The following is a 25,179-nucleotide window of genomic DNA, read 5'->3' as shown; positions in this document are numbered from 1 at the left end:
CTACAGACGCATCGCCAAGCGCTCCAGGATCAGCACGGCGAAGAAGCCGAAGCCGGCCAGCAGCGTCCACTTCAGGATCACGACGCCGCGGCGGCGCCATACGGCCTGGCGCGTGCCGACATACATCGCGAAGCACAGCACGGCTGCGAACAGCAGCAGGCCGACGACCAGGCGGAACATCATCATCGCGCGGCTCCAGGCTTACCAGGCGGGCGCCAGCTGCGCAAAGCCCTGCGGCGCCGCGCGCTCGTCTTCGAAGCTGACGATCTCGTAGGCCTCGGCGTCGGCCAGCAAGGCGCGCAGCAGCTTGTTGTTCAGCGCGTGGCCGCCCTTGAACGAGGTGTAGGCGCCCAGCAGCGGATGGCCCGCCACATGCATGTCGCCAATGGCATCGAGGATCTTGTGCTTGACGAACTCGTCGTCGTAGCGAAGCCCGTCGGCATTGAGCACGCGGTAGTCGTCGACGACGATCGCGTTGTCCATCGAGCCGCCCAGCGTCAGGCCGCGCGAGCGCATGGTCTCGATATCGCTGGTCATGCCGAAGGTGCGCGCACGCGCGATTTCCTTCTTGTACTGGCCGCTGCCCATGTCGAACACATAGGACTGGCCGGTGGCGGCCACCGCCGGGTTGTCGAACTCGATCTGGAAGGACAGGGTGTAGCCGTGGTGCGGCTCCAGCTTGGCCCACATCAGGCGCTTGCCCTCACCCTGGCGCACTTCCACCGTCTTCTTGACGCGCAAAAACTTCTTGGGCGCGTTCTGCAGCTCAATGCCTGCGCTCTGCAGCAGGTAGACATAGCTGGCGGCGGAGCCGTCGAGGATGGGCACTTCGTCGGCATTGATGTCGACGTAGAGGTTGTCCAGGCCCAGGCCCGCACAGGCCGACAGCAGATGCTCGATGGTTTGAACCTTGGGCGCCCCCGGGTCGCCGCCAACACTGACTGTGGTGGCCATGCGGGTGTCGCTGACGCTTTCGGCGCGCACCAGAATGTCCACCGGCGAGTTCAGGTCGACACGCCGGAACACGATGCCGGTATTGGGTGCCGCCGGTCGCAGCGTCATTTCCACCTTCTGGCCGCTGTGGATGCCGACCCCGACCGCGCGGGTCAGCGATTTCAAGGTTCTTTGTTTCAGCATGGGCTTGATTGTCGGTGATTACCCTGATTTTTGCAGCGCACGCATCAGAACCCGGCCTCAGGCCGGCGGTGCCGGCGGGCGCTGCACCGGCAGGCGCAGGCTCAAGCGGGTGCCATGGCCGGGCCGGGCTTCAAGCAGCACACTGCCGCCCAGGCGCTGTGCGCGCTTGAGCTGGCTGCGCAGGCCGCGCCCTTTCTCGGCCATCGCCAGGTCGAAGCCGCGCCCATCATCCTCAACACGGATCTCGACCCGGTCGCCCAGGTCGCGGGTGGAAATGCGCACGCGGGAGGCACACGCATGTTTCAGCACATTGTTGAGCGCCTCCTGCAACAGCCGCAGCACATGCAGCGCATCCGGCGGCTCCAGCCACTCCAGCGTCGGCAAGTCCTGTACATCCCATTCGAGCTTCAGGCCACCGGCCTGCAGGCGCTTGCCCAGGCGGTAACGCATGGTCGCCAGCAGCGAGACCAGGTCGTGGCCCACCGGCTCCAGCGAGTCGATCACCAGGCGCAAGTCGTCGACACATTCGCGCAGCACATCCACCACCTGGTCTTGCCGCATGCGCCCTTGCTCGACGGCCACCATCGCCGACAACAGCGAGGAACCCAGTCCGTCGTGCATGTCCTGCATCAGACGCTGGCGCTCCATCAGCAGAGCTTGCTGGCGCTCGGCTTCGCCAAGCTGCTCGTGCTGAAGTTGCAGCTGCGTACCCTGCTCCACCAGGCGCTGCGCCATCTGATCATTGGCCAGCTCCACCTGGCGCAGCGCATTGACGAAGCGACCGCGGATCGCCACCAGGAAACAGACGCCGATCACCAGCGTGGCATAGGGCAGCACCGAGGCATGCTCATGCCAGGCGAGCCCGGAGAGCAGGGCCAGATCATGGATGCCCAGAGCCAGGGCAAAGGCCAGACCGCAAGCCACCAGTTGCAGCTCACGGTGGCCACTGCGCCAGGCCATCAGACCGATGAAACCGGCGCCGCCTAGCGCCACCACCGCGTTCACCAGATGCTGCACCAGCAGGGTGTTGATGGGCCAGGGCCACAGCGGCAGGGTGAGCGTGGTGCTGAGTACCACCAGCCCGATCAGCAGGCGCTCAAAGGCCAGGTAGCGACGCTGCACAAACAACAGGGCCAGCAGGAAGCAGGTCAGCAGCACCCAGGACATCGAGGCACTGGTCAGCCACCAGAACCATTGGTACACCACGGGGTCGCGCGGCATGTCGACGTAGTAGTGCAGATTGCGGAACATCGAGAGCAGCGCCAGCACGCCGCACAGCAGATAGGCGCGGTCCTGGCGGTTGCGCAGCCAGACAGACAGCACGAACACCGCCACCACGGCCAGCAACAGGCCGGAACCCTGCGGCAGCGCGATCTGCATCAGCCAGCGGGCCCGGTACATGGGCTCCACACCCTCGCGCAGCCCCATCCAGACGCTGGGCACCATGTAGGCCTCGTTGCGCAGCACCGGCACCGCCAGCAGGATCTCCAGCGCACCTTCGCGCATCAGCTGCTCGCTGGCAAAGCCTGGCAGGTTCGCCATCAGCGGCCGCACCCATTGCTCGCGCGCCTCGGCGGTGTTGTCAAACACGGGCACCCAGCCCGCCTCGGTGCGCATCAGCAGAGCCACTGGCAGCGTTCGGGCCCGTGCCATATAGACAGCGAGTGCGCCGATTGCCGATCGGTCCGGCGCGGCGTACTGCATCCGGTACCAGCGCATCTCGAGCGAGTGCTGCGGAGCGCGGGCTGAAGCGGCGCCCAAGGCCGGTCGCCTCCGCACATCGGGCAGGCTGACGGCCGCCCACACTGATTCGTCACTCGGCGGCTGCAGCTTGCCGCTCAGAGGTAGCGCACGTCCCTCCAGCCGCCTGAGCGTTTCCCACCACAGATCCAGCTGCGCGCGACTCATCGGCGTCACTGCCAACTGCGCTGTATCGATATGCGCAGGCGGCTCGCCATCGACGTCAAAAGCAAACGGCAGATTCTGGGTTTGCGCCATCGCACCGCCGGCAAGGCCCAGAGTGAGGCAAAGCGCAAGCAACACCGACTGCAGCACAAGCCAGGCCAGTTGGGTCGGTGACTTGATGCAGCATCGCGGACGGTGGCTGAAGCGCATGGCAGGTCTGAAGAGAGGGCGGGATGCCGGCAGCGGAGACTGACGAGCCGCAGCCCCGGTGCCGCGGAGCAGGGGCAAGACCTGACACCGGTCGCTCGGCTTTGCAGTCTGCACCCTCTCAGCCTGGCTGACTAGAGCCGGATAACACCAAGCCCAATCAAGCGCGCTGAACACAAAAAAACCGGCCGCAAGGGCCGGTTCATTGGAGCCGGGGAGGCGAGACAAGCTCGCCGCCTGACGCTGCATCAGCCACGCCGCTTGCAAGCCATGTCCTTCGCTGGGCGTTGCAAGGCGCGCAGTGCACCTTGCTCGGTCCTCAGCCCGGCCATGCAGGGCCGGTCCTTCGGCAGGGGTCAACGAGTCCGCAAGGACTCGTCTCGCTCCCACCTCAGTCAGCTTGCTTGCGCAGGAAAGCCGGGATCTCGATCTCGTCCATGCCGTTGGACGACAGGGCTTCCACCTTTGCAGCTGCCGTGCGGCCATGGCGCCAAACGCTGGGAACGCTCATGCCGGCGAAGTCGTTGCCACCCATGGCGGGTGCATGGGTCGTGGCACCTTGGCCTGGCAGGTTCACCGCCTGGTTCAGCACCGGCAGGTTGTCGGTACCGGTGCGCAGCGCCGCCTGGGTCTGCACCACTTGCAGCGGCGCCTGGGCACGCGCGCGGCTGGAACTCAGGCCGGTGGCGATCACGGTGACGCGCAGCTGGTCACCCAGACTTTCGTCGTAGGCCGTGCCGTAGATGATGTGCGCGTCTTCAGCGGCATAGCGCTTGATCGCGTTCATCGCGTTGCGGCTTTCAGCCAGCTTGAAGGTGTTGCGGTTGGCCGCGATCAGCACCAGCACGCCGCGCGCGCCGGACAGATCAATGCCTTCCAGCAGCGGGCAGGCCACGGCGGCTTCGGCGGCCTTGGTCGCGCGGTCCGGGCCACCAGCCACGGCCGTGCCCATCATGGCCTTGCCGGGCTCGCTCATCACGGTCTTGACGTCTTCGAAGTCGACGTTCACCAGGCCGGGCATGTGGATGATGTCGGAGATGCCGCCGACGGCGTTCTTCAGCACATCGTTGGCATGAGCGAAAGCCTGGTCCTGCGTGACGTCGTCGCCCAGCACATCAAGCAACTTGTCGTTCAGCACGACGATCAGCGAATCCACATTGGCTTCCAACTCGGTCAGGCCGGAATCGGCGGCCTTGGAGCGACGGTTGCCTTCGAATTCGAAGGGCTTGGTCACCACGCCGACCGTCAAGATGCCCATTTCCTTGGCGACGCGGGCAATCACCGGCGCAGCGCCCGTGCCAGTCCCACCGCCCATGCCGGCGGTGATGAAAAGCATATTGGCGCCCTGGATGGATTCGCGAATGCGGGCTTCAGCCTCTTCGGCGGCAGCCTTGCCCATCTCGGGCTTGGCGCCTGCACCGAGACCGGTGCTACCAAGCTGCAGGAGTTGGTCGGCCTTGGAGCGGTTGAGCGCCTGGGCATCCGTGTTGGCGCAGATGAATTCCACACCTTGAACGCCTTGGGCAATCATGTGGTCCACCGCGTTTCCGCCGCCGCCACCTACACCGATCACCTTGATCTGGGTGCCCTGGTCAAACTCTTCGATCATCTCGATCGCCATATCAAACCTCCTTCGCCAATTGTGCCGTTGCCACGCGTGAAAAACTACGGGGAATACCCCTTTATTTGAGCCCTGGTCGCAGATTCGCGACGTCGCGACTCAGCTCAAAAATTACCCAGGAACCAATCCTTCGCCCGTCCCATCAGAGTTTTCATGGAACCCGCCTGCTGCGCTGCCTTCAAACCCCGGGTGCGCGACAGCCTGGCCTCTTCCAGCAAACCCATCACCGTCGCCGAACGCGGGTTGGAAACCATATCGAACAGCGCGCCGTTATAGGTCGGGTTGCCGCGCCGCACGGGTTTCAGGAATATGTCCTCGGCCAGCTCCACCATGCCTGGCATCACCGCCGATCCGCCTGTCAAAACAATCCCGGACGACAGCAATTCCTCGTAACCGCTTTCGCGGATGACCTGATGCACTAGCGAGAATATTTCCTCGACTCGGGGTTCAATAACTCCGGCAAGTGCTTGTTTTGAAAGCATGCGGGGGGCGCGATCGCCAAGACCGGGAACCTCGACCTGATCGGACGGGTCGGCCAGCAGTTGTTTCGCCACCCCATACTCGACCTTGATTTCCTCGGCATCCTTGGTCGGGGTGCGCAAGGCCATCGCGATATCGCTGGTGATCAAATCCCCGGCGATCGGGATTACCGCGGTATGGCGGATTGAGCCGCCGGTGAATATCGCCACATCGGTGGTGCCGGCGCCGATATCCACCAGCGCGACGCCCAAATCGCGCTCGTCGGCGGTCAGCGCGGCAGCGCTGGAGGCGCTGGGGTTGAGCACCAGTTGGTCGACTTCCAGGCCACAGCGGCGCACGCACTTGACGATGTTCTCGGCCGCACTCTGGGCGCCGGTGACGATGTGCACCTTGACTTCCAGGCGCCCGCCGCTCATGCCGACCGGCTCCTTGACCTCATGGCCGTCGATGATGAATTCCTGCGGCTCGACCAGCAGCAGGCGCTGATCGTTGGGAATGTTGATGGCCTTGGCCGTTTCCACCACCCGCGCCACATCCACCGGCGTGACCTCCTTGTCGCGCACGATCACCATGCCGGTGGAGTTCTGGCCGCGGATATGGCTGCCGGTGATACCGGTGTAGACGCGGCCAATCTTGCAGTCGGCCATCATCTCGGCCTCCTTCAGCGCCTGCTGGATGGACTGCACCGTCGCATCGATGTTCACCACCACGCCGCGCTTGAGGCCATGCGAAGGCGCCACACCCAGGCCGGCAATGCGCAGCTCACCATTGCCCAGCACCTCGGCCACCACCGCCATGATCTTGGCGGTGCCGATATCCAAACCAACGACCAGATCCTTGTATTCCTTGGCCATATGCCCTCACGTTTTCTTGGCCCGGCCCCGGACGGGGACGACGGGCGCTGTCGATACACCGCGCAGACGCACGGCAAACCCCTCGGCATGGCGCAGATCGGCCGTGGCAAGCTGGGATTGGTAGTGCGTCGTAATTTCTGGCAGCGAGCGGGCGAACTGCGCATAGCGCGCCAACACTTCGGCATCGGCACCACGGCCGAGCTCGATCACCGCGCCACGCTCCAGCGTGACGCGCCAGGAGCCACGGCTGGACAGGTCCAGCCGCTCCACCGCATCGTCCAGCACCCCGGTCAGCGCCTGCAGCTGGCGCCACATCGCCAGCATCTGGGCTGCGCGCCCGTCGGGTCCGGCCAGCACCGGCAGGTCCTCATCCTCGACATCACCCAGATTGGCCTGAAACACTTCGCCGAAGCTGTTCACGAGGACGCGCTCCGCCGCTGCATCGCTTTGGCCATCCGCCCCTTCCGGCCGGGTTTCCCAATAAGCCGCCGGCTGATGCTCCTCAAGCCGCACAAGCATTTGATTCGGCCAGACCCGCTGCACCGTGGCGCGCCGCACCCAGGGCACCGCCTCGAAGGCCGCGCGTCCCTGCGACAGCTTCAGCGTCAGGAAATTTCCCGACAGACGCGGCAGCGCATTCGCCCGCAATGAGGCCACGCTGTTGCGATCAACTTCGCCTTCCACCTGGATGTGGCGGATCGCGAAAGCCGGCAGACGCACCAACTTGTGCACCGCCAGTGCCAGCACCGCCAGCACGAGGCCGACCAGCAGCAGCGCCGTGACACCGTTCATCAGACGGATGTCGGGCGGCAGCGGCTGGGTGGCGGCGTCCATGCTGGGCTTCATGTGCTCGGGCTCAGCCTTGCTGATCCAGGCGTGCCTGGGCCAGCAGCCACAGGCACAGTTGTTCGTAGGAGATGCCGGCCGCCTGGGCCGAGATCGGCGCCAGCGAGTGCGAAGTCATGCCCGGCGCGGTGTTCATCTCCAGCAGGAAGGGCTTCATGTCCTGCTTGCGCAGCATCAGGTCGGCGCGGCCCCAGCCGCGGCAGCCCAGCGAGCGGTAGGCCGCCACCACCAGCGCCTGGATCTCGCGCTCCAGCGCTTCAGGCAGCCCGCTCGGACAGTCGTACTTGACGACATCGGTGAAGTACTTGTTCTGATAGTCGTAGTCACCTTCGGGGGCACGGATGCGCACCACCGGCAGCGCAAAGGCGCTGTCGCCCTCGCCGAGCACCGGGCAGGTCAGCTCCTCACCGTCGATGAACTCCTCGCACAGCACTTCGGCGTCGTACTTCGCCGCCAGCTCAACCGCCTGCTGCATGTCCGAATAGCCTGCCACCTTGCTGGCGCCGATGCTGGAACCCTCGTGCGGTGGCTTGACGAACAGCGGCAGGCCCAGCTCATCGGGCACCAGACGCACGCGCTCGCGTGTCAGCTCGGCCTTCTTCAGGCTCAGCCAGCGCGGCGTGGGCAAGCCGTCGCCGCGCCACAGGCGCTTGGTGACGATCTTGTCCATCGCAATTGCCGAAGCCATCACGCCGGACCCGGTGTAGGGAATGCCAAGCCACTCCAGCGCGCCTTGCACCGTGCCGTCCTCGCCACCGCGGCCGTGCAGTGCGATGAAGCAGCGCGCAAAGCCTTCGCTCTTGAGTTCGCCGAGGGCGCGCTCGGCCGGATCGAAGCCCTGCGCATCCACGCCGGCGCCACGCAGCGCCGCCAGCACGCCCGGGCCCGACATGGTCAGCGAAACCTCGCGTTCCGCCGAATGGCCACCCATCAGCACCGCCACCTTGCCCAGGGCCTTTGGGTCGATATTCAGATCCAGATTCATCACTGGACATCCTTCAAAAGTTCGGCGCACTGCGCCGGCACCGCACCGATCGAGCCGGCACCCATCACGATCACCACATCACCGTTGCGCGTGTGTTCGGCAATCGCCTGCGGCAGCGCCGCTATCGCATCGACGAACACCGGCTCCAGCCTGCCCTTTGCACGCAAGGCATGCACCAGGGCCTGGCCATCAGCGGCCGCAATCGGGGCTTCGCCTGCTGCATAGACCTCGGTCAGCAGCACCGCATCGGCTTCACCGATCACGCGCACAAAGTCATCGAAGCAATCCCGCGTGCGGCTGTAGCGGTGCGGCTGAAAAGCCAGCACAAGGCGCCGACCCGGATAGGCGCCGCGCGCGGCGGACAGCACGGCCGCCATCTCCACCGGGTGGTGGCCGTAGTCGTCGATCAGCGTGAAGCGGCCGCCGTCGGCCGCGCGCAACTCGCCCCAGTGCTGGAAGCGCCGGCCCACGCCGCCGAACTGGGCCAGCGCTGCGGCGATCGGCTCGTCGCCCAGCTCGATCTCGCGCGCCACCGCAATCGCGGCCAGTGCGTTCAGTACGTTGTGCCTCCCCGCCAGGTTCAGCGTCACCGGCAGATCGGGCTGGCCGGCGCTGCGTGCGACGAAGCGCATGCGGCCGCCCTCCAGCGCCTCGACGTTCTCGGCGCGCAGTTCATTGACCGGCTCAAAGCCATAGGTGACAACCGGTCGCTGCAGGCGCGGCAGGATGTCGCGCACGCCGGCATCGTCGCCGCAGACCACTGCCGCGCCGTAGAACGGCATCTTGTGCAGGAAGTCGACGAAGGCTGATTTCAGATTGCCGAAGTCATGGCCATAAGTGTCCATGTGGTCGGCATCGATATTGGTGACGACCGCCAGCATCGGCAGCAGGTTCAGGAAGGATGCATCGCTCTCGTCCGCCTCGACCACGATGTACTCACCTGAACCGAGCTGCGAGTTAGCACCGGCAGCATTGAGTTTTCCACCGATCACGAAGGTGGGCTCCACGCCAGCCTCGGCCAGCACCGAGGTGACCAGCGAGGTGGTGGTGGTCTTGCCATGCGTGCCGGCAATCGCGATGCCCTTCTTCAAACGCATCAGCTCGGCCAGCATCACCGCACGCTGCACCACCGGCACGCCGGCGGCGCGGGCCGCCAGCAGCTCTGGGTTGTCGGGCTTGATCGCGGTCGACACCACCACGGCTTGAGCGCCGGCGATGTGCGCGGCGGCGTGGCCCACATGCACGCGCAGGCCCAGCGTGCCCAGCCGCTGTAGCGTCTCGCTGGCGTTCTGGTCGGAGCCGCTCACCGTGTAGCCCAGCTGATGCAGGATCTCGGCGATGCCGCTCATGCCGGCACCGCCCATGCCGATGAAGTGGATATGTTTGACGGCGTGCTTCATGCGGCGGCCTCTGCCAGTTTCTCGATTTCGTCGGCCACACGGCCGGCGGCGCGCGGACGCGCCAGGCCATGGGCGCGGATCGCCATGGCCTGCAGCTGCTCGCGGCCCAGCCCGCTCAGCAGCGCATGCAGCGTCTCGGCGGTCAGCTCGCTCTGCGGCAGATGGATCGCCGCCTCATGCTGGGCCATGAAGCGCGCGTTGTCGCGCTGGTGGGCGGTGGTGCTGACCACCAGCGGCACGAGCACCGCCGGCACGCCGGCTGCACACAGTTCGCTCACCGTGATGGCGCCAGCGCGGCAGATGATCAGATCGCAGTCCGCCAAGCGCGCCGCCATGTTGTCGATGAAGGGCAGCAACTCGGCCTGCGCGCCGGCGGCGCGGTAGGCCGCCTGTACCGTCGTGAAATTCGCCTGGCCGGTCTGATGGGTGACAACAGGCCGCGCTTCCTCTGGCCACAGCGCCAGCGCACGCGGCACCGCGGCGTTGAGTGCTTGCGCGCCCAGGGAGCCGCCAACCACCAGCACGCGCAGCGGGCCGCTGCGGCCGGCATAGCGCTCGGCCGGCGACGCAATCGCTTCGATCTCGGCGCGCACCGGATTGCCGGTGACCACCGCCTTGGGTGTCGATGCGGCGGCCGCACCGTCAAAGCCGAAGGCGATGCGCTTGGCGAACCTCGCCAGGCCGCGGTTGGACAGCAGCATGGCGGCGTCCGCATTGACCAGCAGCAGGGGCTTCTTCATCAGCCAGGCCATCAACCCGCCCGGCAGGCAGACATAGCCACCCATGCCCAGCACCGCATCGGCACCGCGCGTGACCAGCACCTGGCGGCTCTGCACAAAAGCCCGCACCAGGCCGACCACACCCTTGAGCGTGTGCTTCAAGCTCTTGCCACGCAGGCCGGCAAAGGCCAGGCGATCCAGCGGCAGGCCGGCGGCCGGCACCAGCTGGTTCTCCATGCCCTGTTCGGTACCCACCCAGCTGACACTCCAGCCGCGGCGCTTCATTTCCTCAGCAACAGCCAGGCCCGGGATGATGTGGCCGCCAGTGCCGGCGGCCATGATGACCAAATGCTTCGTCATGCGCTGCCTCCGCACATGAGTTGGCGACTCTGGCCACGGCACGCGCACTGCGTGCGCTTCACGTCGCTGCGCGACATGAGCCTGCGTCGAAACAGGCCGGTGGCGCGCTCAATTCGCGCGCCCGCCTGGCTGCAAAGCATCCAGGCGCTCATGCTCGACCTCCTCGCATGAGTTGCCTGTTTTCAATGTCTATCCTCAACACAATGGCCAACGCGATGCAGTTCATCAGGATGGCGGAGCCACCATAGCTCATTAGTGGCAGCGTCAAGCCTTTGGTCGGCAGCGCGCCCAGGTTCACGCCGATATTGATGAATGCCTGGCCGCCCATCCAGATGCCCACACCCTGCGCATAGAGGCCGGCGAAGACTCGGTCCAGCGCCACCGCCTGTCGGCCGATGTGAAACAGCCGGCGCGACAGCCAGAAGAAAGCGCAGATCACCAGCGCCACGCCCACCAGACCCAACTCTTCGCCGATCACCGCCAGCAGGAAGTCGGTGTGCGCCTCGGGCAGGTAGTGCAGTTTCTCGACACTGCTGCCCAGGCCCTGGCCGAACAGCTCGCCCCGGCCGAAGGCGATCAGCGAGTGCGTCAGCTGGTAGGCCTTGCCCTGCGCGTACTTCTCGTCCCAGGGGTTCAGGTAGGCAAAGATGCGTTCGCGGCGGAACTCGCTGAAGGTGATCATCAGCACGAAGGCGCCGATCAGCACCGCGATCACCAGGAAGAACATGCGGCCATTGACACCGCCCAGGAACAGGATGCCCATCGCGATCGCGGCAATCACCATGAAGGCGCCCATGTCCGGCTCGGCCAGCAGCAACAGGCCCACCACGCCCAGGGCAACTACCATGGGCCAGACGGCTTTGACGAAGTTCTCCTTCACCTCCATCTTGCGCACCATGTAGTTGGCTGCGTACATCGCCATCGCCAGCTTGGCCAGTTCGGAGGGCTGGAAGTTCATTACCCCCAGCGGCAGCCAGCGGCGTGCACCGTTGACGCCCTTGCCCACGCCCGGAATCAGCACCACGATCAGCAGCAGCAGCGCCAGGATGAAGAGCCAGGGCGCCGCCCGCTCCCACATGGCCACCGGGATCTGCACGACGATCAGCCCGGCCAGCAGGGCCAGGCCGATGGACAGCATGTGTTTGTAGAGAAAGTGGGTGGGCAGGTAGCGGCCGAACTTGGGGTTGTCCGGCAGCGCGATGCTGGCCGAATAGACCATCAGCATGCCCAGCGACAGCAGGGCCAGCACGACCCACACCAGCGTCATATCGAAGCCGACGATGCGGGTCGGCTGGCCGGCCGAGGTGCTGACCCAGTCGCGCACCGGCACGGCCTCGGCCGGCTCGCGGCCGCTCAGCAACGCGCGCAGGCGCTCGGTCCAGCGCGTCATCGCGTTCAGGCCGGAGTTCGTCGCGTCGCTCATCAGGCCAGCCCCTCTTCATTGGCCAGTTCCTGCGCCGTGGCGACGAAGACCTCGGCCCGGTGGGCATAGTTGCGGAACATGTCCAGGCTGGCGCAGGCCGGGCTCAGCAGGACGCTGTCGCCCTCGACGGCTTGGCTCAGGCACCAGCGTGTGGCGTCCTGCAGGGACTCGAAGCCTTGCATCGTCACACCGATATCGGAGAGCGGGGCGGCCAGCGACGCTTCGAGCGCAGGCGCATCACGCCCGATCAAGGCCACCGCGCGCGCATGGCGAGCCAGCGGCTCACGCAGCGGGCTGAAGTCCTGCCCCTTGCCATCGCCGCCCAGGATAAGCAGCAAGCGAGCCGGCGCGCGATCCGCGCCAAGGCCGCTGATGGCTGCCACGGTGGCACCGACATTGGTGCCCTTGGAGTCGTCGTAGAAATCGATGCCGCGGATGGTCAGCACATGCTCGACGCGGTGCGGCTCACCGCGGTACTCGCGCAAGCCGTGCAGCATCGGCGCCAGCGCACAGCCGGCGGCACTGGCAAGCGCCAAGGCGGCCAGCGCATTGGCGGCGTTGTGCCGGCCGCGCACGCGAAGCGCATCGGCCGGCATCAGACGCTGGATGATCAGCTCCTCGTCGGCATCGCCCTTGCGCTTCTTCAGCGTCTCGTCGGCCTCCATGGCGCGCACCAGCCAGGCCATGCCGCCTTCGTGGACCAGACCGTAATCGCCGGGTTGGCGCGGCGCATCCAGGCCGAAGCGGACCACTTTGCGCGCGACCATCTTGCTAGGCCGGCCGCGGCCCTGCTGCAGCTTGACGGGCACCGGCACCATCGCTTCGACCAGCGGGTCGTCGCGGTTGATCACCATCAGCGCAGCGTCGCCGAAGATGCGGGACTTGGCGCGGCCGTAGGCGGCCATATCGCCATGCCAGTCCAGATGGTCCTGCGTCAGGTTCAGCACCGCACCGGCGGTCGGCTCGAAGCCCTGAACGGTGTCGAGCTGGAAGCTCGACAACTCCAGCACCCAGACCTCGGGCAGATGCTCGAACACCGCGGGCTTCGGTGCCGGCGGCTTGATCGGCAGCGGCTGCTCGTCCAGCAACTCCGCCACTTCTTCCAGAGTGCTGCGTTCCTGCGCGGCGGGCTCGGCCTCGCCCGCCGCTTGAGCCGCCTCCTCGACGAGCTCGCTGCCATCGATCTCTTCGATCGTATCGACCGGCCCATCGGGCTGCGCCTCGTCGGCCCCGCTCGAAGCATCCAGCGCCGCTTCCTGCAAGACCGGCGCGGGCTCCAGGTCCAGCGCCTGCTGCAAGGTCGTCAGCAGGCTGGGGCCGATATTGCCGGCCACCGCGACACGCTTGCCGGCGCGCTCGGCCAGCAGCGCAGTCATGCAGGTAGTGGTGGTCTTGCCATTGGTGCCGGTGATGGCCAGCACCGCCGGCTCGTAGCGGCGCTCAGCCTTCAGGTCGGCTAGCGCGCGGGCGAACAGGTCCAGCTCGCCCTGCACCGGCACGCCGCTGGCGCGTGCGGCGTCAAGCAGGGGCTTGAGGCGTTCATCCTGCGGTGACAGGCCCGGGCTCTTCAGCACCAGCTGCATGCCAGACACGGCTTCGGCCGCCAAGGCGCCGCTGAAAAAGTCGACAGCCGGGAGCTGCTCGCGCAGCGCCGCCAGCTGCGGCGGATTCTCGCGCGAGTCCCACACGCGGGCCGTCGCACCATGGCGCAAGCACCAGGCGGCTATCGCCAGGCCGGAGTCACCCAGCCCGAGGATAAGCACGTGAAGGCCCTTGAGATGATTCATCGCCCGCTCACCTGAGCTTCAAGCTGGCCAGGCCGACCAGGCACAGCAGCATGGTGATGATCCAGAAGCGCACCACCACCTGGGTCTCTTTCCAGCCCGATTTCTCGAAATGGTGGTGCAGCGGCGCCATCTTGAAGAAACGGCGACCCTCGCCGTAGCGCTTCTTCGTGTACTTGAACCAGCTGACCTGGATCATCACCGACAGCACCTCGGCGACAAAGATGCCGCCCATGATGCCGAGCACGATCTCCTGGCGCGTGATGACTGCCAGGGTGCCAAGCGCGCCGCCCAGCGCAAGCGCGCCGACATCGCCCATGAAGACCTGGGCCGGATGCGCGTTGAACCACAGGAAGGCAAGACCTGCCCCCGCCAGCGCGCCGCAGAAGATCAGCAGTTCGCCAGCACCTGGGATGTAGGGCAGCAGCAGGTATTTGGAGAACACTGACGAGCCGGTCAGATAAGCGAAGATTCCCAGCGCCGAGCCGACCAGCACCACCGGCATGATGGCCAGGCCATCCAGCCCGTCGGTGAAGTTCACCGCATTGCTGGTGCCGACGATGACGAAGTAGCTCAGCGCGATAAAGCCGAACACGCCCAACGGATAGCTGACCGTCTTGAAGAAGGGCACTATCAGGTCGGCCTTGGGCGGCAAATCGGTCGAGAAGCCGCTGGTCACCCAGCGATAGAACAGCTCGATCACGCCCAGGATGCTGGTCTCGGAGACGCTGAAGGCCAGATATAGCGCTGCGATCAGGCCGATCAGCGACTGCCAGAAGAACTTCTCGCGGCTGCGCATGCCTTCGGGATCCTTGTGCACCACCTTGCGCCAGTCATCCACCCAGCCGATGGCGCCGAAGCCCATAGTCACCAGCATCACCACCCAGACGAAGCGGTTGCTCCAGTCGAACCACAGCAGCGTCGAGATGCCGATGCCGATCAGGATCAGCACGCCGCCCATGGTCGGCGTTCCGCTCTTGGCCAGATGCTGCTGCACGCCGTACTGGCGGATCGGCTGGCCGATCTTCATCTCGGTCAGCCGGCGGATCACCCAGGGTCCGAAGGCCAGGCCGATCAGCAGCGCCGTCATGGCCGCCATCACTGCGCGGAAGGTGATGTAGTTGAACAGGCGCAGGAAACCCAGCTCCGGGTACAGATCCATCAGCCATTGAGACAGGCTAAGCAGCATGGTGCGCGCCTCCGTTCGTGGTCTCAGGCGCCATCAGGGCGGCCACCACCTGTTCCATCTGCATGAATCTCGATCCCTTGACGAGGATGTTCTTGGCGCGCGGCGCCTGTGACAGCGCAGCGATTAAGTCCGCGCTGGTTTGAAAGTGGCGGGCGCCTGAGCCATAGGCCTGTGCCGCATGGGTGCAGGCCTCACCGGCCGTCCACAAGGCGCTGACACCGCGGCTGGCCGCGTAGGCGCCGACTTCGCGGTGGAATTCCGGGCCCTGCTCGCCGACCTCGCCCATATCGCCGAGGACCAGCCAGGAGCTCCCAGGCAGATCGGCCAGCACATCAATGGCAGCGCGCACGCTGTCGGGGTTGGCGTTGTAGCTGTCGTCGATCAGCGTGATGCGCTGACCGTCGCGCAGCAGGCTCTTCAGCTGCGAGCGGCCCTTGACCGGCTCGAAGCTCTCCAGGCCGCGCACGATGGCCGCCAGCGGCGCACCGGCCGCCAACGCGCAGGCCGCAGCGGCCAGGGCATTGCGCACATTGTGTTGGCCGGCCATGCGCAGGACTACCGGCGCGCTGCCGACGGGCGTGCTGAGCTCCAGCGCCCAGTGGCCGGCCCCGGTGCTCTCGCCGCCCTGCACCCAGGCCGCGCGGCCGCCCACGTCGGATTGGCCCTGCATCGCGAAGCTCAGCACCGCGCGCCGGCCGGCCTGCGCATGCCAGATCGGCGCGCAGCCGTCCTCGGCCGGAATCACCGCCACGCCAGACGGGCCCAGCGCTTCGATCACCGCGCCGTTCTCGCGCGCAGCCGCCTCGACGGTCTGCAGAAACTCCTGGTGCTCGCGCTGCGCGTTGTTGACCAGGGCCACCGTGGCATGCGTCATTGCGGCCAGCGGGGCGATCTCGCCGGGATGGTTCATGCCCAACTCGATCACCGCGGCGCGGTGCCACTGGTGATCGTCCTGGCGCAGGCGCAGCAACGTCAAAGGAACGCCGATGTCGTTGTTGTAGTTGCCTTCGGTGGCCAGCGCCGCCGGGCCTAGCCAGGCGCGCAGGATGCTGGCGATCATCTGCGTGACCGTGGTCTTGCCGTTGCTACCGGTTACGGCGATCACCGGCAGATGGCAGTGCGAGCGCCAGGCCGCGGCCAGCGCCCCCAAGGCGGCCTTTGCATCAGGCACCTCGATGCCGGGCAGGCCGGCTGCCTCAAGACCCCGCTCGGCCAGCGCGGCCACCGCGCCGCTGGCCTTGGCCTGGGCCAGGAAGTCGTTCGCATCGAAGCGATCACCGCGCAGCGCGACGAACAGGTCGCCGGCGCGCAGAGTGCGCGTATCGCTGTGCACGCGCGCGATCTCGGTCGTGCCGTCGCCCACCAGGCGCGCCGTCGGCACGGCCGGCAGCAGCAAGTGATGGGCCTGGGCCAAGGTCATCATGGTGTCGCTCACAGGCCAGCCCTCGTCAGCAAGGCCGCGCGTGCCTCATCCACATCGGAAAAGGCCAGCTTTTGGCCGGCGATCTCCTGGGTGTCCTCATGGCCCTTGCCCGCGATCAGCACCACATCGCGGCTGCCCGCCTCCAGCACCGCACGGGTGATGGCTTCCCGGCGATCCGCGATGACCAGGCGTTCCGTGCCCGCAGCGATGCCGGCCTCGATATCGGCCAGGATGGCTTCGGGCGCTTCGTCACGCGGGTTGTCGCTGGTGATCACGACGCGCTGCGCCAGCCGTGCCGCGATGGCACCCATCTGCGGGCGCTTCGTGCGGTCACGGTTGCCGCCGCAGCCGAACACGCAGACCAGCTGACCGCCCCGTGCCGCAGCCAGCGGCTGCAGCGCGGCCAGCGCCTTGTCCAGTGCGTCGGGCGTGTGAGCGTAGTCGACCACGGCTTGCGGCAGCTCGGCGCCATTGCCGATGCGCTGCATGCGGCCCGGCACCGGCGTCACCTGCGCCGCCACGCGGGCGGCATCGGCGAGGCTGTGGCCCAGCGCCCGCAGGCCGCCGATCACGGCCAGCAGGTTGGCGATGTTGTACTCACCGATCAGGCTGGTCTGCACCGGCAGCGCCTCGTCGCCTTCACGCAGCGTGAACGCAAGCCCTGTCGGGCCATAGTGCAGCGCGTGCGCCGACAGCCGGGCCTCACGGTTGATCGCGTAGGTCCAGACATCCAGGCGCGCCGCCAACTCCGTGGCCAGACGCTCACCCTGCGCGTCATCCAGGTTCACTACCGCAGCCTGCAGGGCGGGCCAGTCGAACAGCGTGCGCTTGGCCAGCCAGTAGGCCGCCATGTCGCCGTGATAGTCCAGATGGTCTTGCGTGAAATTGGTGAACAGCGCCACGCGGATGGCCGCCCCCGTCAGACGGTGCTCGACCAGACCGATCGACGAAGCCTCGATCGCGCAAGCACCATAGCCTTGCTCAACCATGCGCCGGAAGGCTTGCTGCAGTTGCACTGGGTCCGGCGTGGTCAGGCCGGTGTGTTCGATCTGGGCCGGCTTGCCAGCAGTCGGTGCATCTCCAATCCCGAGCGTGCCCACCACGCCGCAGCGCTGGCCCAGCAGGCTCAGCGCCTGTGCGGTCCACCAGGCGGTCGAGGTCTTGCCATTGGTACCGGTGCTGGCCACCACCGCGAGCTTGCGGCTGGGCTCGCCATGGAACTCCGAGGCAATCGTGCCGGTCGCGGCCTTCAGCCCATGCAGGGCGGCGATGCGCGCGTCGGCAAAGGCAAAAGCTTCGACGCCGTCGGCCTCCACCAGCACGGTGGCCGCGCCAGCATCCAGCGCGGCTTGCACGAACTGGCGTCCATCGCGCGACTGGCCTGGCCAGGCGATGAAGGCATCGCCCGCCTGAACCTGCCGGCTGTCGCTGCGCAGCGTGCCGGTGGTCCACTCCAGCAGCCAGCGTGCCGCGGCTTCAGCCGACTTCAGACGTGTGATCGTCACAGCGCCCATCAGAAACTCTCCTCGACTGCGGTGACCTGCTTGGTGACGATCTGTGGCTTGACCTCCAGATCAGGCGCCACATTGAGCAGGCGCAAACTTTGCGCCACCACCTGACTGAACACCGGGCCGGCGACGGCGCCGCCGTAATAGACGCCGCCTGTGGGCTCATCCACCATCACCGCCACCACGATGCGCGGATTCGAAATCGGCGCCAGGCCGACGAACCACGAGCGGTACTTGTTGCCCGCATAGCCCTTGCCTTCCTGCTTGCGCGCCGTGCCCGACTTGCCGCCCACGCTGTAGCCCGAGACCTGCGCCTTGGGCGCGGTGCCGCCGTCACCGGCGGCCATCTGCAGCATCAGCCGGACCTCTTTGGCCGTCGTCGGCGAGAACACCTTGATGCCGCTGACCGGCTGGCCGTCCGGCCGCTTGGTCAGCGTGATCGGAATCACATCGCCATCACGGGCAAACACGGTGTAGGCACGCGCCAGCTGCAGCAGGGAAGCCGACAGGCCGTAGCCATAGCTCATCGTGGCCTGCTCGATCGGCCGCCAGCTCTTGTAGGGGCGCAGCTTGCCGGTGACGGCACCGGGAAAGTCCAGCTGCGGCCGCTGGCCCAGGCCGATGGCGGTGAACATCTCGTGCATCTCGCGCGGCGGCATCTGCATGGCCATCTTCACCGTGCCGACGTTGCTGGACTTCTGGATCACCTCGCGCACGCTCAGCACGCCGTGCGGATGGGCATCGGTGATGGTCGAGCCGGTGATGGTCATGCGGCCCGGTGCGGTCTGGATCGGGGTCTCCGGCGCGACCCGCCCGGTCTCCAGCGCCAGCGCCGCGATGAAGGGCTTCATCGTCGAGCCCGGCTCGAAGATATCCGTCAGGGCGCGGTTGCGCAGCTGGGCGCCGCTGAGGTTTCTGCGATCGCCCGGGTTGTAGCTGGGGAAGTTGGCCAGCGCCAGCAGTTCGCCGGTCTTCACGTCCAGCACCACCACCGAGCCGGCCTTGGCCTTGTGCTCGGCCACCGCATCGCGGACGCGCTGGTAGGCGAAGAACTGCACCTTGGAGTCGACCGACAACTGGACATCGCGTCCGTTGCTGGCGGGGATCAGCTCACCGAAGTCCTCGACCACCCGGCCGAGCCGGTCACGCACCACCGAGCGCGATCCGTCGCGGCCCTGCAACTCCTTCTGGAAGGCCAGTTCGATGCCTTCCTGCCCCCGGTCTTCGATATTGGTGAAGCCCACCACATGGGCCGCCGCCTCACCTTCCGGGTACTTGCGCTTGTACTCGCGATCCTGGAAGACACCCTTCAAGCCCAGCGCCTTGATGGCGCTGGCGGTGTCGTGGTCGGCCTGGCGACGCAGCCAGACGAAGCGGCTCGCAGGATCGAGCCTTTTGTCGAGTTCCTGGCTGCTCAGGCCCAGCAGCTTGGCCAGTGCACGGCGCTTGTCCGGATCGGCATCGACTTCCTTCGGGATAGCCCAGATCGAAGGCACGGCCACGCTGGTGGCAAGCACCTGACCATTGCGATCATGGATGCGGCCGCGGCTGGCGGGCAGCTCCATGGTGTGCGCGTAACGGGCCTCGCCCTGGCGCTGGAAGAATTCGCTGGCGAACACCTGCACATAGGCCGCACGCGCCAGCAGCCCCATGAAGGCCACACCCACCAGCGCCACCAGGAAGCGTGAGCGCCAGGGCGGCGTCTTGGCCGCCAGCAGCGGACTGCTGGAATAGCTGACACCGCGCGTGTTGCCGACGCCCCGCACGGCTGCCCCCTTCTTGCCGGAGCCGAACGGCCAAAAGCGGCTCATCGCGCCACCCCAGAAGCGGCAGACACAACTGGTGCGCCCGGCTGGTGGGTGATGGCCGGCGTGATCACGCGCATCTGCAGCCGCTCTCGCGCCACCGACTCGACGCGCAGATTGGTGGCCTGGGCATGCCGCTCGGCCAGCAAGCGCTGATGGTCCGCCTCCAGGCGCAGCGCTTCGGCCCGCGCACGGTCGCGCGCAGTGAAGAGCTGGCGTGCGTCATAGGCGCTGTTCACCAACACCAGGCCGCTGGCAAGCACCGCCACCAACAGCAGGAAGTTCAGGCGATTCAACGCACCCTCCCCGCACGGCGCGGCGCCGTCGGCTCAGGCAGCGCAGCGTCGGTACGCTCGGCCACACGCAGCACCGCCGAACGGGAGCGCGGATTGGCCTTGATCTCGGCCGCGCTGGGCTTGATGCGCGCCAGCGCCTTCAGCGCCAGCGGCTTGGGCGCAGCAAAGGGCGCACGGCGATCGAACTCCTCCTTGCTGTGCGCGGTGATGAAGTTCTTGACGATGCGGTCTTCCAGCGAATGGAAGCTGATCACGGCCAAGCGGCCGCCCGGCGCCAGCAGCGCCAGCGCCGCCTTCAGCCCCTGCTCGAGCTCCTCAAGCTCGGCGTTGACGTGAATCCGAAGCGCTTGAAATGTGCGCGTTGCAGGATCCTGGCCCGGCTCGCGGGTTTTGACCGCGCCAGCCACGACTTTGGAAAGCTCATCGGTGCTTCGAACAGCACCCCCGCCTTCCCTGCGAGCAACAAGCGCCTTTGCAATCTGTGCAGCAAACCGTTCTTCCCCATAGTTGCGTATCACCTCTGCTATCTGGCGCTCATCGGCGCGGGCCAGGAAATCCGCAGCACTCTCGCCACGGGTGGTGTCCATGCGCATGTCCAGCGGTCCGCTGAAGCGGAAGCTGAACCCGCGCGCCGGGTTGTCGATCTGCGGGCTGGAAACGCCCAGATCGAGCAGCACACCCTGAACCTGGGTGACCCCCAGGCCGGCCAGCTGCTGCTGCATGTCGGCGAAGCCGGCATGACAGATGGAAAAACGCGGGTCCGTGACCCGCGCATCGCCCGTGGTGGCCGCCGCAATGGCCTCGGGGTCGCGGTCGATCGCGATCAGCCGCCCCGCTGGCTCCAGCTTCTGCAGCAGCAGCCGCGAATGGCCGCCGCGACCGAAGGTGCCGTCGACGTAGATGCCGGCCGGGTCGTTCAGGACGCCCTCAACGGTCTCGCTCAAGAGCACGGTGGTGTGGGTGAAATCGGCAGAGGCGCTCATCAGAAGCTGAAATCCTTGAGAGCGTCCGGCAGCTCGGACTGCATGACCTGGGCTTCGTGCGCCGCATAGGTAGCGGCATCCCAGAGCTCGAAGTGGCTGCCCATGCCGAGCAGCATCACGTCCTTGCTGAGGCTGGCGGCAGTGCGCAATTCCGGCGAGATCAGCACGCGCGCCGCGCTGTCGATCTCAACGTCCATGGCATTACCCAGAAAGACCCGCTTCCAGCCCGCAGCCGACATCGGCAAGGCAGCGATCTTGTCGCGGAAGTTCTCCCAGGCCGGACGCGGGAACACCATCAGGCAGCCTTCAGGATGCTTGGTGATGGTCAGCTGCCCGGCACACAGCGCCTGCAGCACCTCACGGTGGCGTGTCGGGACGGCCAGACGCCCCTTGGCGTCCATCGCCAAGGCTGAGGCCCCCTGAAACACAAAATTTGCCACCGCAACCCACCAAAAGCCACTTTTCACCACTTTACTGACGCACCAATGACTGGTCAAGGCCAAATTGAAAATTTCTCAATGAAATCAAGCACTTAGAAGCCGTTTTTGCAGTCAAGACGAAGGCAAAAATCGTTCAAAAAGAAGGACTTGCAGAGTGCTTTGCAAGTGGTGGATTAGCTTTCCGGTCCACCCAGCCTCCAGCACAAATGCGCTGACCTGCGGCAGCCGGCATCAGTGGGGGCGTCTCGCGGGAAGGCAAGCGCGCGCAGGCTGGGCGCGCTGCCTCGGGAATGTCCCTGATTGCATGGGCTGATCAACTGTTTGGGGGATGCGGCCCAGATGTAAAGTGATGATGCCAACCGGCATCACAGAGGTCATTCATTGAGCCGCAAAGCCACCAGCTCGCTCTTCGTCGCCATCGCGACTGGCGCCAGCATCGGCCTGCTTTTGCCAGCGCTGCTGATCGGTGGCCTGCTGATCGGTCTGCGTGAGCCGCAAGTCGCGGCCGAAGCGCAAGAGCGTGAATTGCAGACCAAGCTGGATGTGCTCGCCAGCAGCATGCCCGAGCTGCTGTGGAACCTCGACACGGTGGCAGCGCGTGAGGTGGTGTCGGCCATCACCAAATCGCCTGACGTGGTGCGCGTCAAGGTGAGCGACACGACGCAGTCCAAGCCCTTCATCGACGTCACATTCCCCGAACGCGGTCAAGGCCGCGTGCATCAAGGCCGTCGCGACATCATGCGAGGCACCAGCAAGATCGGTGTGATCGAGATCGAGCTGGACGACCATCTGGTCAGCGCAGCACTGGCCCGTCAACGCTGGCTATACGGCGCCACGTTGGGCGGCCAGCTGCTGGTCTCGCTGGCCTTGGTGCTGCTGCTGGTGAATTCGCGCCTGATGCGGCCGCTGCGGGAACTGGGCCGATTTGCCAATGATCTGGCCGGCGGGCGCTTCAATGCGCAGCTGCGCCGCGAACGTGATGACGAGATCGGCCTGCTGGGTGAGCACCTGGAACATATGCGGGGCGCCTTGCAGCAGCAGTTCGAGGCCCAGCGTGACCTGATCGCCCGCCTGCGCGGCATGGCCGAGACAGTGCCCGGCGTGGTCTACCAGCTGCGCATGCGCGGCATCGACAACTTTGCATTCGCGTACGTCAGCGAGGCCGTCAAGGACTACTTCCAACTGAGCCCAGCCGAACTCGGCGAGAGTGCTGCAGCCTGGTTCGAGCGCATCCATGCGCAGGATCGCGGCACGGTGCGTGACTCACTGCTGGCCTCGGCGCGCAGCCTGAGCCCCTGGCAGCAGGAGTTCCGCACCCTGCACAGCGACGGCAGCGAGCGATGGCTGTTCGGCAATGCCATCGCGCAGCTTGAGGATGGCGGCTCGGTGCTGTGGCACGGTTTCCTGACCGACATCAGCAGCCAGCGCCGCGATGCCGTGGAACTGGAGCGTTACCGTCACCACCTTGAAGAACTGGTCGAGGCGCGCACGGCAGCCCTGGCTGAGGCCACCCAGGCGGCCGAAGCCGCAAGCCGGGCCAAAAGCGCCTTCCTGGCCAATATGAGCCACGAGATCCGCACACCGATGAACGCCATCATCGGCCTGACCTATCTGGTTCGCCGCGACACCATCGAGCCTGAACAGCAGGAGCGCCTGCGCAAGGTCGCCGACGCCGCCGAGCATCTGCTGACGGTGATCAACAACGTGCTCGACTTCTCCAAGATCGAAGCCGGAAAGCTGGAATTGAATCGTGCCGAGTTCACCCTAGGGCGGGTGCTCGACAACATCACGAGCATGCTGACCCCGCGCGCCGCCGAGAAGCAGCTGCAGTTCGAGCTGCAGGTCGCCCCGGCGCTGGCGGCACGCAGCCTGGTCGGCGACCCTCAGCGCATCGCTGAAGTGCTGCTCAACTTCGTCGGCAATGCCATCAAGTTCACCGAGCACGGCTTTGTGCGCCTCAGTGCCCGGGCCACGCTGGACACACCCAAACGAATCGAGCTGCGCTTCGAGGTGCGGGACAGCGGCATCGGCATTGCGGCTGAAGCGCAGGAGCGCTTGTTCCAGGATTTCGAGCAGGCCGACAGTTCCACGACGAGGCGCTATGGCGGCACCGGTCTGGGCCTGGCCATCTGCCGACGCCTTGCCGATCTAATGCATGGCGAGGTGGGCGTCGAGAGCATGCCCGGGCAAGGCAGCTGCTTCTGGTTTGTCGTGCCGGTTGAGCCGGCCGCGCTGCGGCTGGAGGCACCGGTCGTGCACAGTCCCAGTCAGATCGCCCGCCGGCTGCAGCAGGACTTCGGTGGCACCCGGGTACTGCTGGCCGAAGACAACCCAGTCAACCAGGAGGTCGCCGTGGCTCTGCTCAACAGCGCCGGCCTACAGGTCGACGTGGCGGACGATGGCGAGCAGGCGGTCCGAATGGCCGCCGCAGGCGACTACGCGCTGATTCTGATGGACATGCAGATGCCGCACATGGATGGCCTGGATGCGACGCTGGCGATCCGCGCCACCGAGCGCGGCCGGAGCATCCCCATCCTGGCGATGACGGCCAATGCCTTTGCCGAAGAACGCCAGCGCTGCCTGGACGTGGGCATGAACGCCCATGTCGCCAAGCCCGTGGTCGCTGAGCAGTTGTTTAGCAGCCTGCAGACCTGGCTGCAGCGCGGCCGGCAGGCTGCCTGAGGGCTGGACAGCCGCTGCAGCCCAGCCGCAGTCAGCGGCTTTCCTTGATCAGCCGCCCTGAGCCGGCCTGCAGCGGCCGTGCGTTCATCGGGTGCAGGCGCGAGAAGATGTTGACCTGCTCGACGGACACCGGCACCGGCTGGCGCATCACCATCCAGAGCACGCCCTCCGAGCAAGGGGGCGTCGTCAGTGAGCCCATATAGGTGTAGTAGCTGCGGTCGGCCGGCAGCAGCAGCTGCAGATCCATCTGCCCCGGCCCGTTGAGCGCCTCGTGTTTCTCCAGCGGCAGGTTGTTCCACACCATCTGCACCAGCGGCTGCTCGGGCCCGCGCTCCAGCAGCACCGCGACCACCGCCAGGCGCCCCTCGGCATCTTTGTGCACCAGATGCGCCGACATCTCGAACTGCCGGCCCATCACGCGCTCTTCGCTCGGGCGATGGAAGTGGAACTGCTGCAACTCATAGCGGCGCCCCATCACCTGCAGGCTGCTGCCGGGTGCCACATTCACCTGCACGGTGTGGCCGTTGTCCAGCACCGCAAAGGCACTTGGCCGGTAGTCGAACTGGATGGGTTCCAGATCGACCTTGATACCCTCACGGATGTCGATCGGGCTCTGGCGCGTGCCGATCGCGCACAGGCGGTAGTCTGGGCGCAACTGGCCCCAACGATCGGGCGCGCCCTCACCGACATAGGACCAATGCACGGCAGCATGCCCATCGCCCTTGCTGGCCGACTTGCCGCCCTGCGCGCCGCCGTCCCTGCTGGACGGACGCACGCCAGGTCTGGGTCTGTCGATCGGCTCCTGGCCTGAGCTCAGGCGATCGGCAAGGCGCTGACGCAGCGGATCACTGGCATCGTCTTGGCTGGCAGCGGGCTCCGCCACGGCGCGCGGCACCGGCTTGGTGCTGATAGCCGCCGGACGGTTCTGCGCCCAGGCCGGCGCAAGAGTCAGCAGGCTGAGCGCCAGCAGCGTAGGCACTGCGGCGACTCCGGGCTTGATGATCGATTCGAATGGCGGCATTGCAGGCTCCTGGCCCCGCCCAGGACGACCTCATGCCTGGCCGCGGAGCCCTTCTAGCCCTCTTCTTCGGACGCTTGGCGGCGCTCTTTAGGGCGACGCTGAATTAGTCCC

20 protein-coding genes are annotated in these 25,179 nt (G+C 66.4%); 1 reads left to right on the top strand and 19 read right to left on the bottom strand.

Annotation, left to right across the window (positions count from 1 at the left end; all coding sequences use genetic code 11):
* From ACIQ67_RS10060 to mraZ, 18 genes are all read right to left on the bottom strand, one after another.
* Entirely contained in the window at positions 1-186 is a 186-nt protein-coding gene (locus ACIQ67_RS10060) for a hypothetical protein (RefSeq protein ID WP_397534232.1), read from the bottom strand.
* 15 nt (positions 187-201) lie between these two features.
* The gene (gene lpxC / locus ACIQ67_RS10055; protein WP_397534231.1) at positions 202-1,137 is read right to left on the bottom strand and encodes a UDP-3-O-acyl-N-acetylglucosamine deacetylase; all 936 of its coding nucleotides are present in this window, start codon (positions 1,135-1,137) and stop codon (positions 202-204) included.
* Between the two features lie 57 nt (positions 1,138-1,194).
* Complete coding sequence (locus ACIQ67_RS10050) at positions 1,195-3,252, bottom strand: ATP-binding protein (protein WP_397534230.1); 2,058 nt, start codon at positions 3,250-3,252, stop codon at positions 1,195-1,197.
* A gap of 388 nt (positions 3,253-3,640) precedes the next feature.
* Positions 3,641-4,870, bottom strand: coding sequence for a cell division protein FtsZ (ftsZ, locus tag ACIQ67_RS10045; protein WP_397534229.1), 1,230 nt, complete (start codon positions 4,868-4,870; stop codon positions 3,641-3,643).
* A gap of 104 nt (positions 4,871-4,974) precedes the next feature.
* On the bottom strand, positions 4,975-6,204 hold the full coding sequence (ftsA, locus tag ACIQ67_RS10040) for a cell division protein FtsA (RefSeq protein ID WP_397534228.1): 1,230 nt from the start codon (positions 6,202-6,204) through the stop codon (positions 4,975-4,977).
* 6 nt (positions 6,205-6,210) lie between these two features.
* Entirely contained in the window at positions 6,211-7,050 is an 840-nt protein-coding gene (locus ACIQ67_RS10035) for a cell division protein FtsQ/DivIB (RefSeq protein WP_397534227.1), read from the bottom strand.
* Between the two features lie 10 nt (positions 7,051-7,060).
* Complete coding sequence (locus ACIQ67_RS10030) at positions 7,061-8,035, bottom strand: D-alanine--D-alanine ligase (RefSeq protein ID WP_397534226.1); 975 nt, start codon at positions 8,033-8,035, stop codon at positions 7,061-7,063.
* A complete protein-coding gene (gene murC / locus ACIQ67_RS10025) occupies positions 8,035-9,435 on the bottom strand; it encodes a UDP-N-acetylmuramate--L-alanine ligase (protein ID WP_397534225.1) in 1,401 nt (466 codons plus the stop codon). The genes ACIQ67_RS10030 and murC overlap by 1 nt, the downstream gene beginning before the upstream one ends.
* Positions 9,432-10,514 (bottom strand): undecaprenyldiphospho-muramoylpentapeptide beta-N-acetylglucosaminyltransferase, encoded by a 1,083-nt coding sequence (murG, locus tag ACIQ67_RS10020; protein ID WP_397534224.1) that lies wholly within the window; start codon positions 10,512-10,514, stop codon positions 9,432-9,434. Before murG ends, murC begins: the two co-directional genes overlap by 4 nt.
* Before the next feature lie 148 nt (positions 10,515-10,662).
* On the bottom strand, positions 10,663-11,937 hold the full coding sequence (ftsW, locus tag ACIQ67_RS10015) for a putative lipid II flippase FtsW (RefSeq protein WP_397534223.1): 1,275 nt from the start codon (positions 11,935-11,937) through the stop codon (positions 10,663-10,665).
* The gene (murD, locus tag ACIQ67_RS10010) at positions 11,937-13,724 is read right to left on the bottom strand and encodes a UDP-N-acetylmuramoyl-L-alanine--D-glutamate ligase (RefSeq protein WP_397534222.1); all 1,788 of its coding nucleotides are present in this window, start codon (positions 13,722-13,724) and stop codon (positions 11,937-11,939) included. The genes ftsW and murD overlap by 1 nt, the downstream gene beginning before the upstream one ends.
* Positions 13,725-13,731: 7 nt before the next feature.
* Positions 13,732-14,910 carry a phospho-N-acetylmuramoyl-pentapeptide-transferase gene (mraY, locus tag ACIQ67_RS10005; RefSeq protein WP_397534221.1) on the bottom strand — a complete coding sequence of 393 codons (1,179 nt, stop codon included), beginning with the start codon at positions 14,908-14,910 and terminating at the stop codon, positions 13,732-13,734.
* Positions 14,900-16,330 carry a UDP-N-acetylmuramoyl-tripeptide--D-alanyl-D-alanine ligase gene (murF, locus tag ACIQ67_RS10000; protein WP_397534243.1) on the bottom strand — a complete coding sequence of 477 codons (1,431 nt, stop codon included), beginning with the start codon at positions 16,328-16,330 and terminating at the stop codon, positions 14,900-14,902. Before murF ends, mraY begins: the two co-directional genes overlap by 11 nt.
* An 11-nt stretch (positions 16,331-16,341) precedes the next feature.
* On the bottom strand, positions 16,342-17,847 hold the full coding sequence (locus tag ACIQ67_RS09995; RefSeq protein WP_397534220.1) for a UDP-N-acetylmuramoyl-L-alanyl-D-glutamate--2,6-diaminopimelate ligase: 1,506 nt from the start codon (positions 17,845-17,847) through the stop codon (positions 16,342-16,344).
* Positions 17,847-19,652 (bottom strand): peptidoglycan D,D-transpeptidase FtsI family protein, encoded by a 1,806-nt coding sequence (locus tag ACIQ67_RS09990; protein WP_397534219.1) that lies wholly within the window; start codon positions 19,650-19,652, stop codon positions 17,847-17,849. Before ACIQ67_RS09990 ends, ACIQ67_RS09995 begins: the two co-directional genes overlap by 1 nt.
* Positions 19,649-19,942 (bottom strand): cell division protein FtsL, encoded by a 294-nt coding sequence (ftsL, locus tag ACIQ67_RS09985; protein WP_397534218.1) that lies wholly within the window; start codon positions 19,940-19,942, stop codon positions 19,649-19,651. Before ftsL ends, ACIQ67_RS09990 begins: the two co-directional genes overlap by 4 nt.
* Complete coding sequence (gene rsmH / locus ACIQ67_RS09980; protein WP_397534217.1) at positions 19,939-20,925, bottom strand: 16S rRNA (cytosine(1402)-N(4))-methyltransferase RsmH; 987 nt, start codon at positions 20,923-20,925, stop codon at positions 19,939-19,941. The genes ftsL and rsmH overlap by 4 nt, the downstream gene beginning before the upstream one ends.
* Positions 20,925-21,353, bottom strand: coding sequence for a division/cell wall cluster transcriptional repressor MraZ (mraZ, locus tag ACIQ67_RS09975; protein WP_397534242.1), 429 nt, complete (start codon positions 21,351-21,353; stop codon positions 20,925-20,927). The genes rsmH and mraZ overlap by 1 nt, the downstream gene beginning before the upstream one ends.
* A 393-nt stretch (positions 21,354-21,746) precedes the next feature.
* Between mraZ and ACIQ67_RS09970 the strand changes: the two genes are divergently transcribed.
* Positions 21,747-24,047: an ATP-binding protein gene (locus tag ACIQ67_RS09970; protein ID WP_397534216.1), complete on the top strand. Its 2,301-nt coding sequence runs from the start codon at positions 21,747-21,749 to the stop codon at positions 24,045-24,047.
* A 31-nt stretch (positions 24,048-24,078) separates the two neighbouring features.
* Here the strand turns inward: ACIQ67_RS09970 and ACIQ67_RS09965 are convergent, their stop codons facing one another.
* Positions 24,079-25,068, bottom strand: coding sequence for a carbonic anhydrase (locus ACIQ67_RS09965; protein ID WP_397534215.1), 990 nt, complete (start codon positions 25,066-25,068; stop codon positions 24,079-24,081).
* Between the last annotated feature and the right edge of the window lie 111 nt (positions 25,069-25,179).

The sequence above is a fragment of the Roseateles sp. genome, from assembly GCF_044373315.1.
GTDB lineage: Bacteria > Pseudomonadota > Gammaproteobacteria > Burkholderiales > Burkholderiaceae_C > JACDQM01.
The sequence above is the reverse complement of the archived record's forward strand: the minus strand, read 5'-3'. Positions and strand labels throughout refer to the sequence as shown.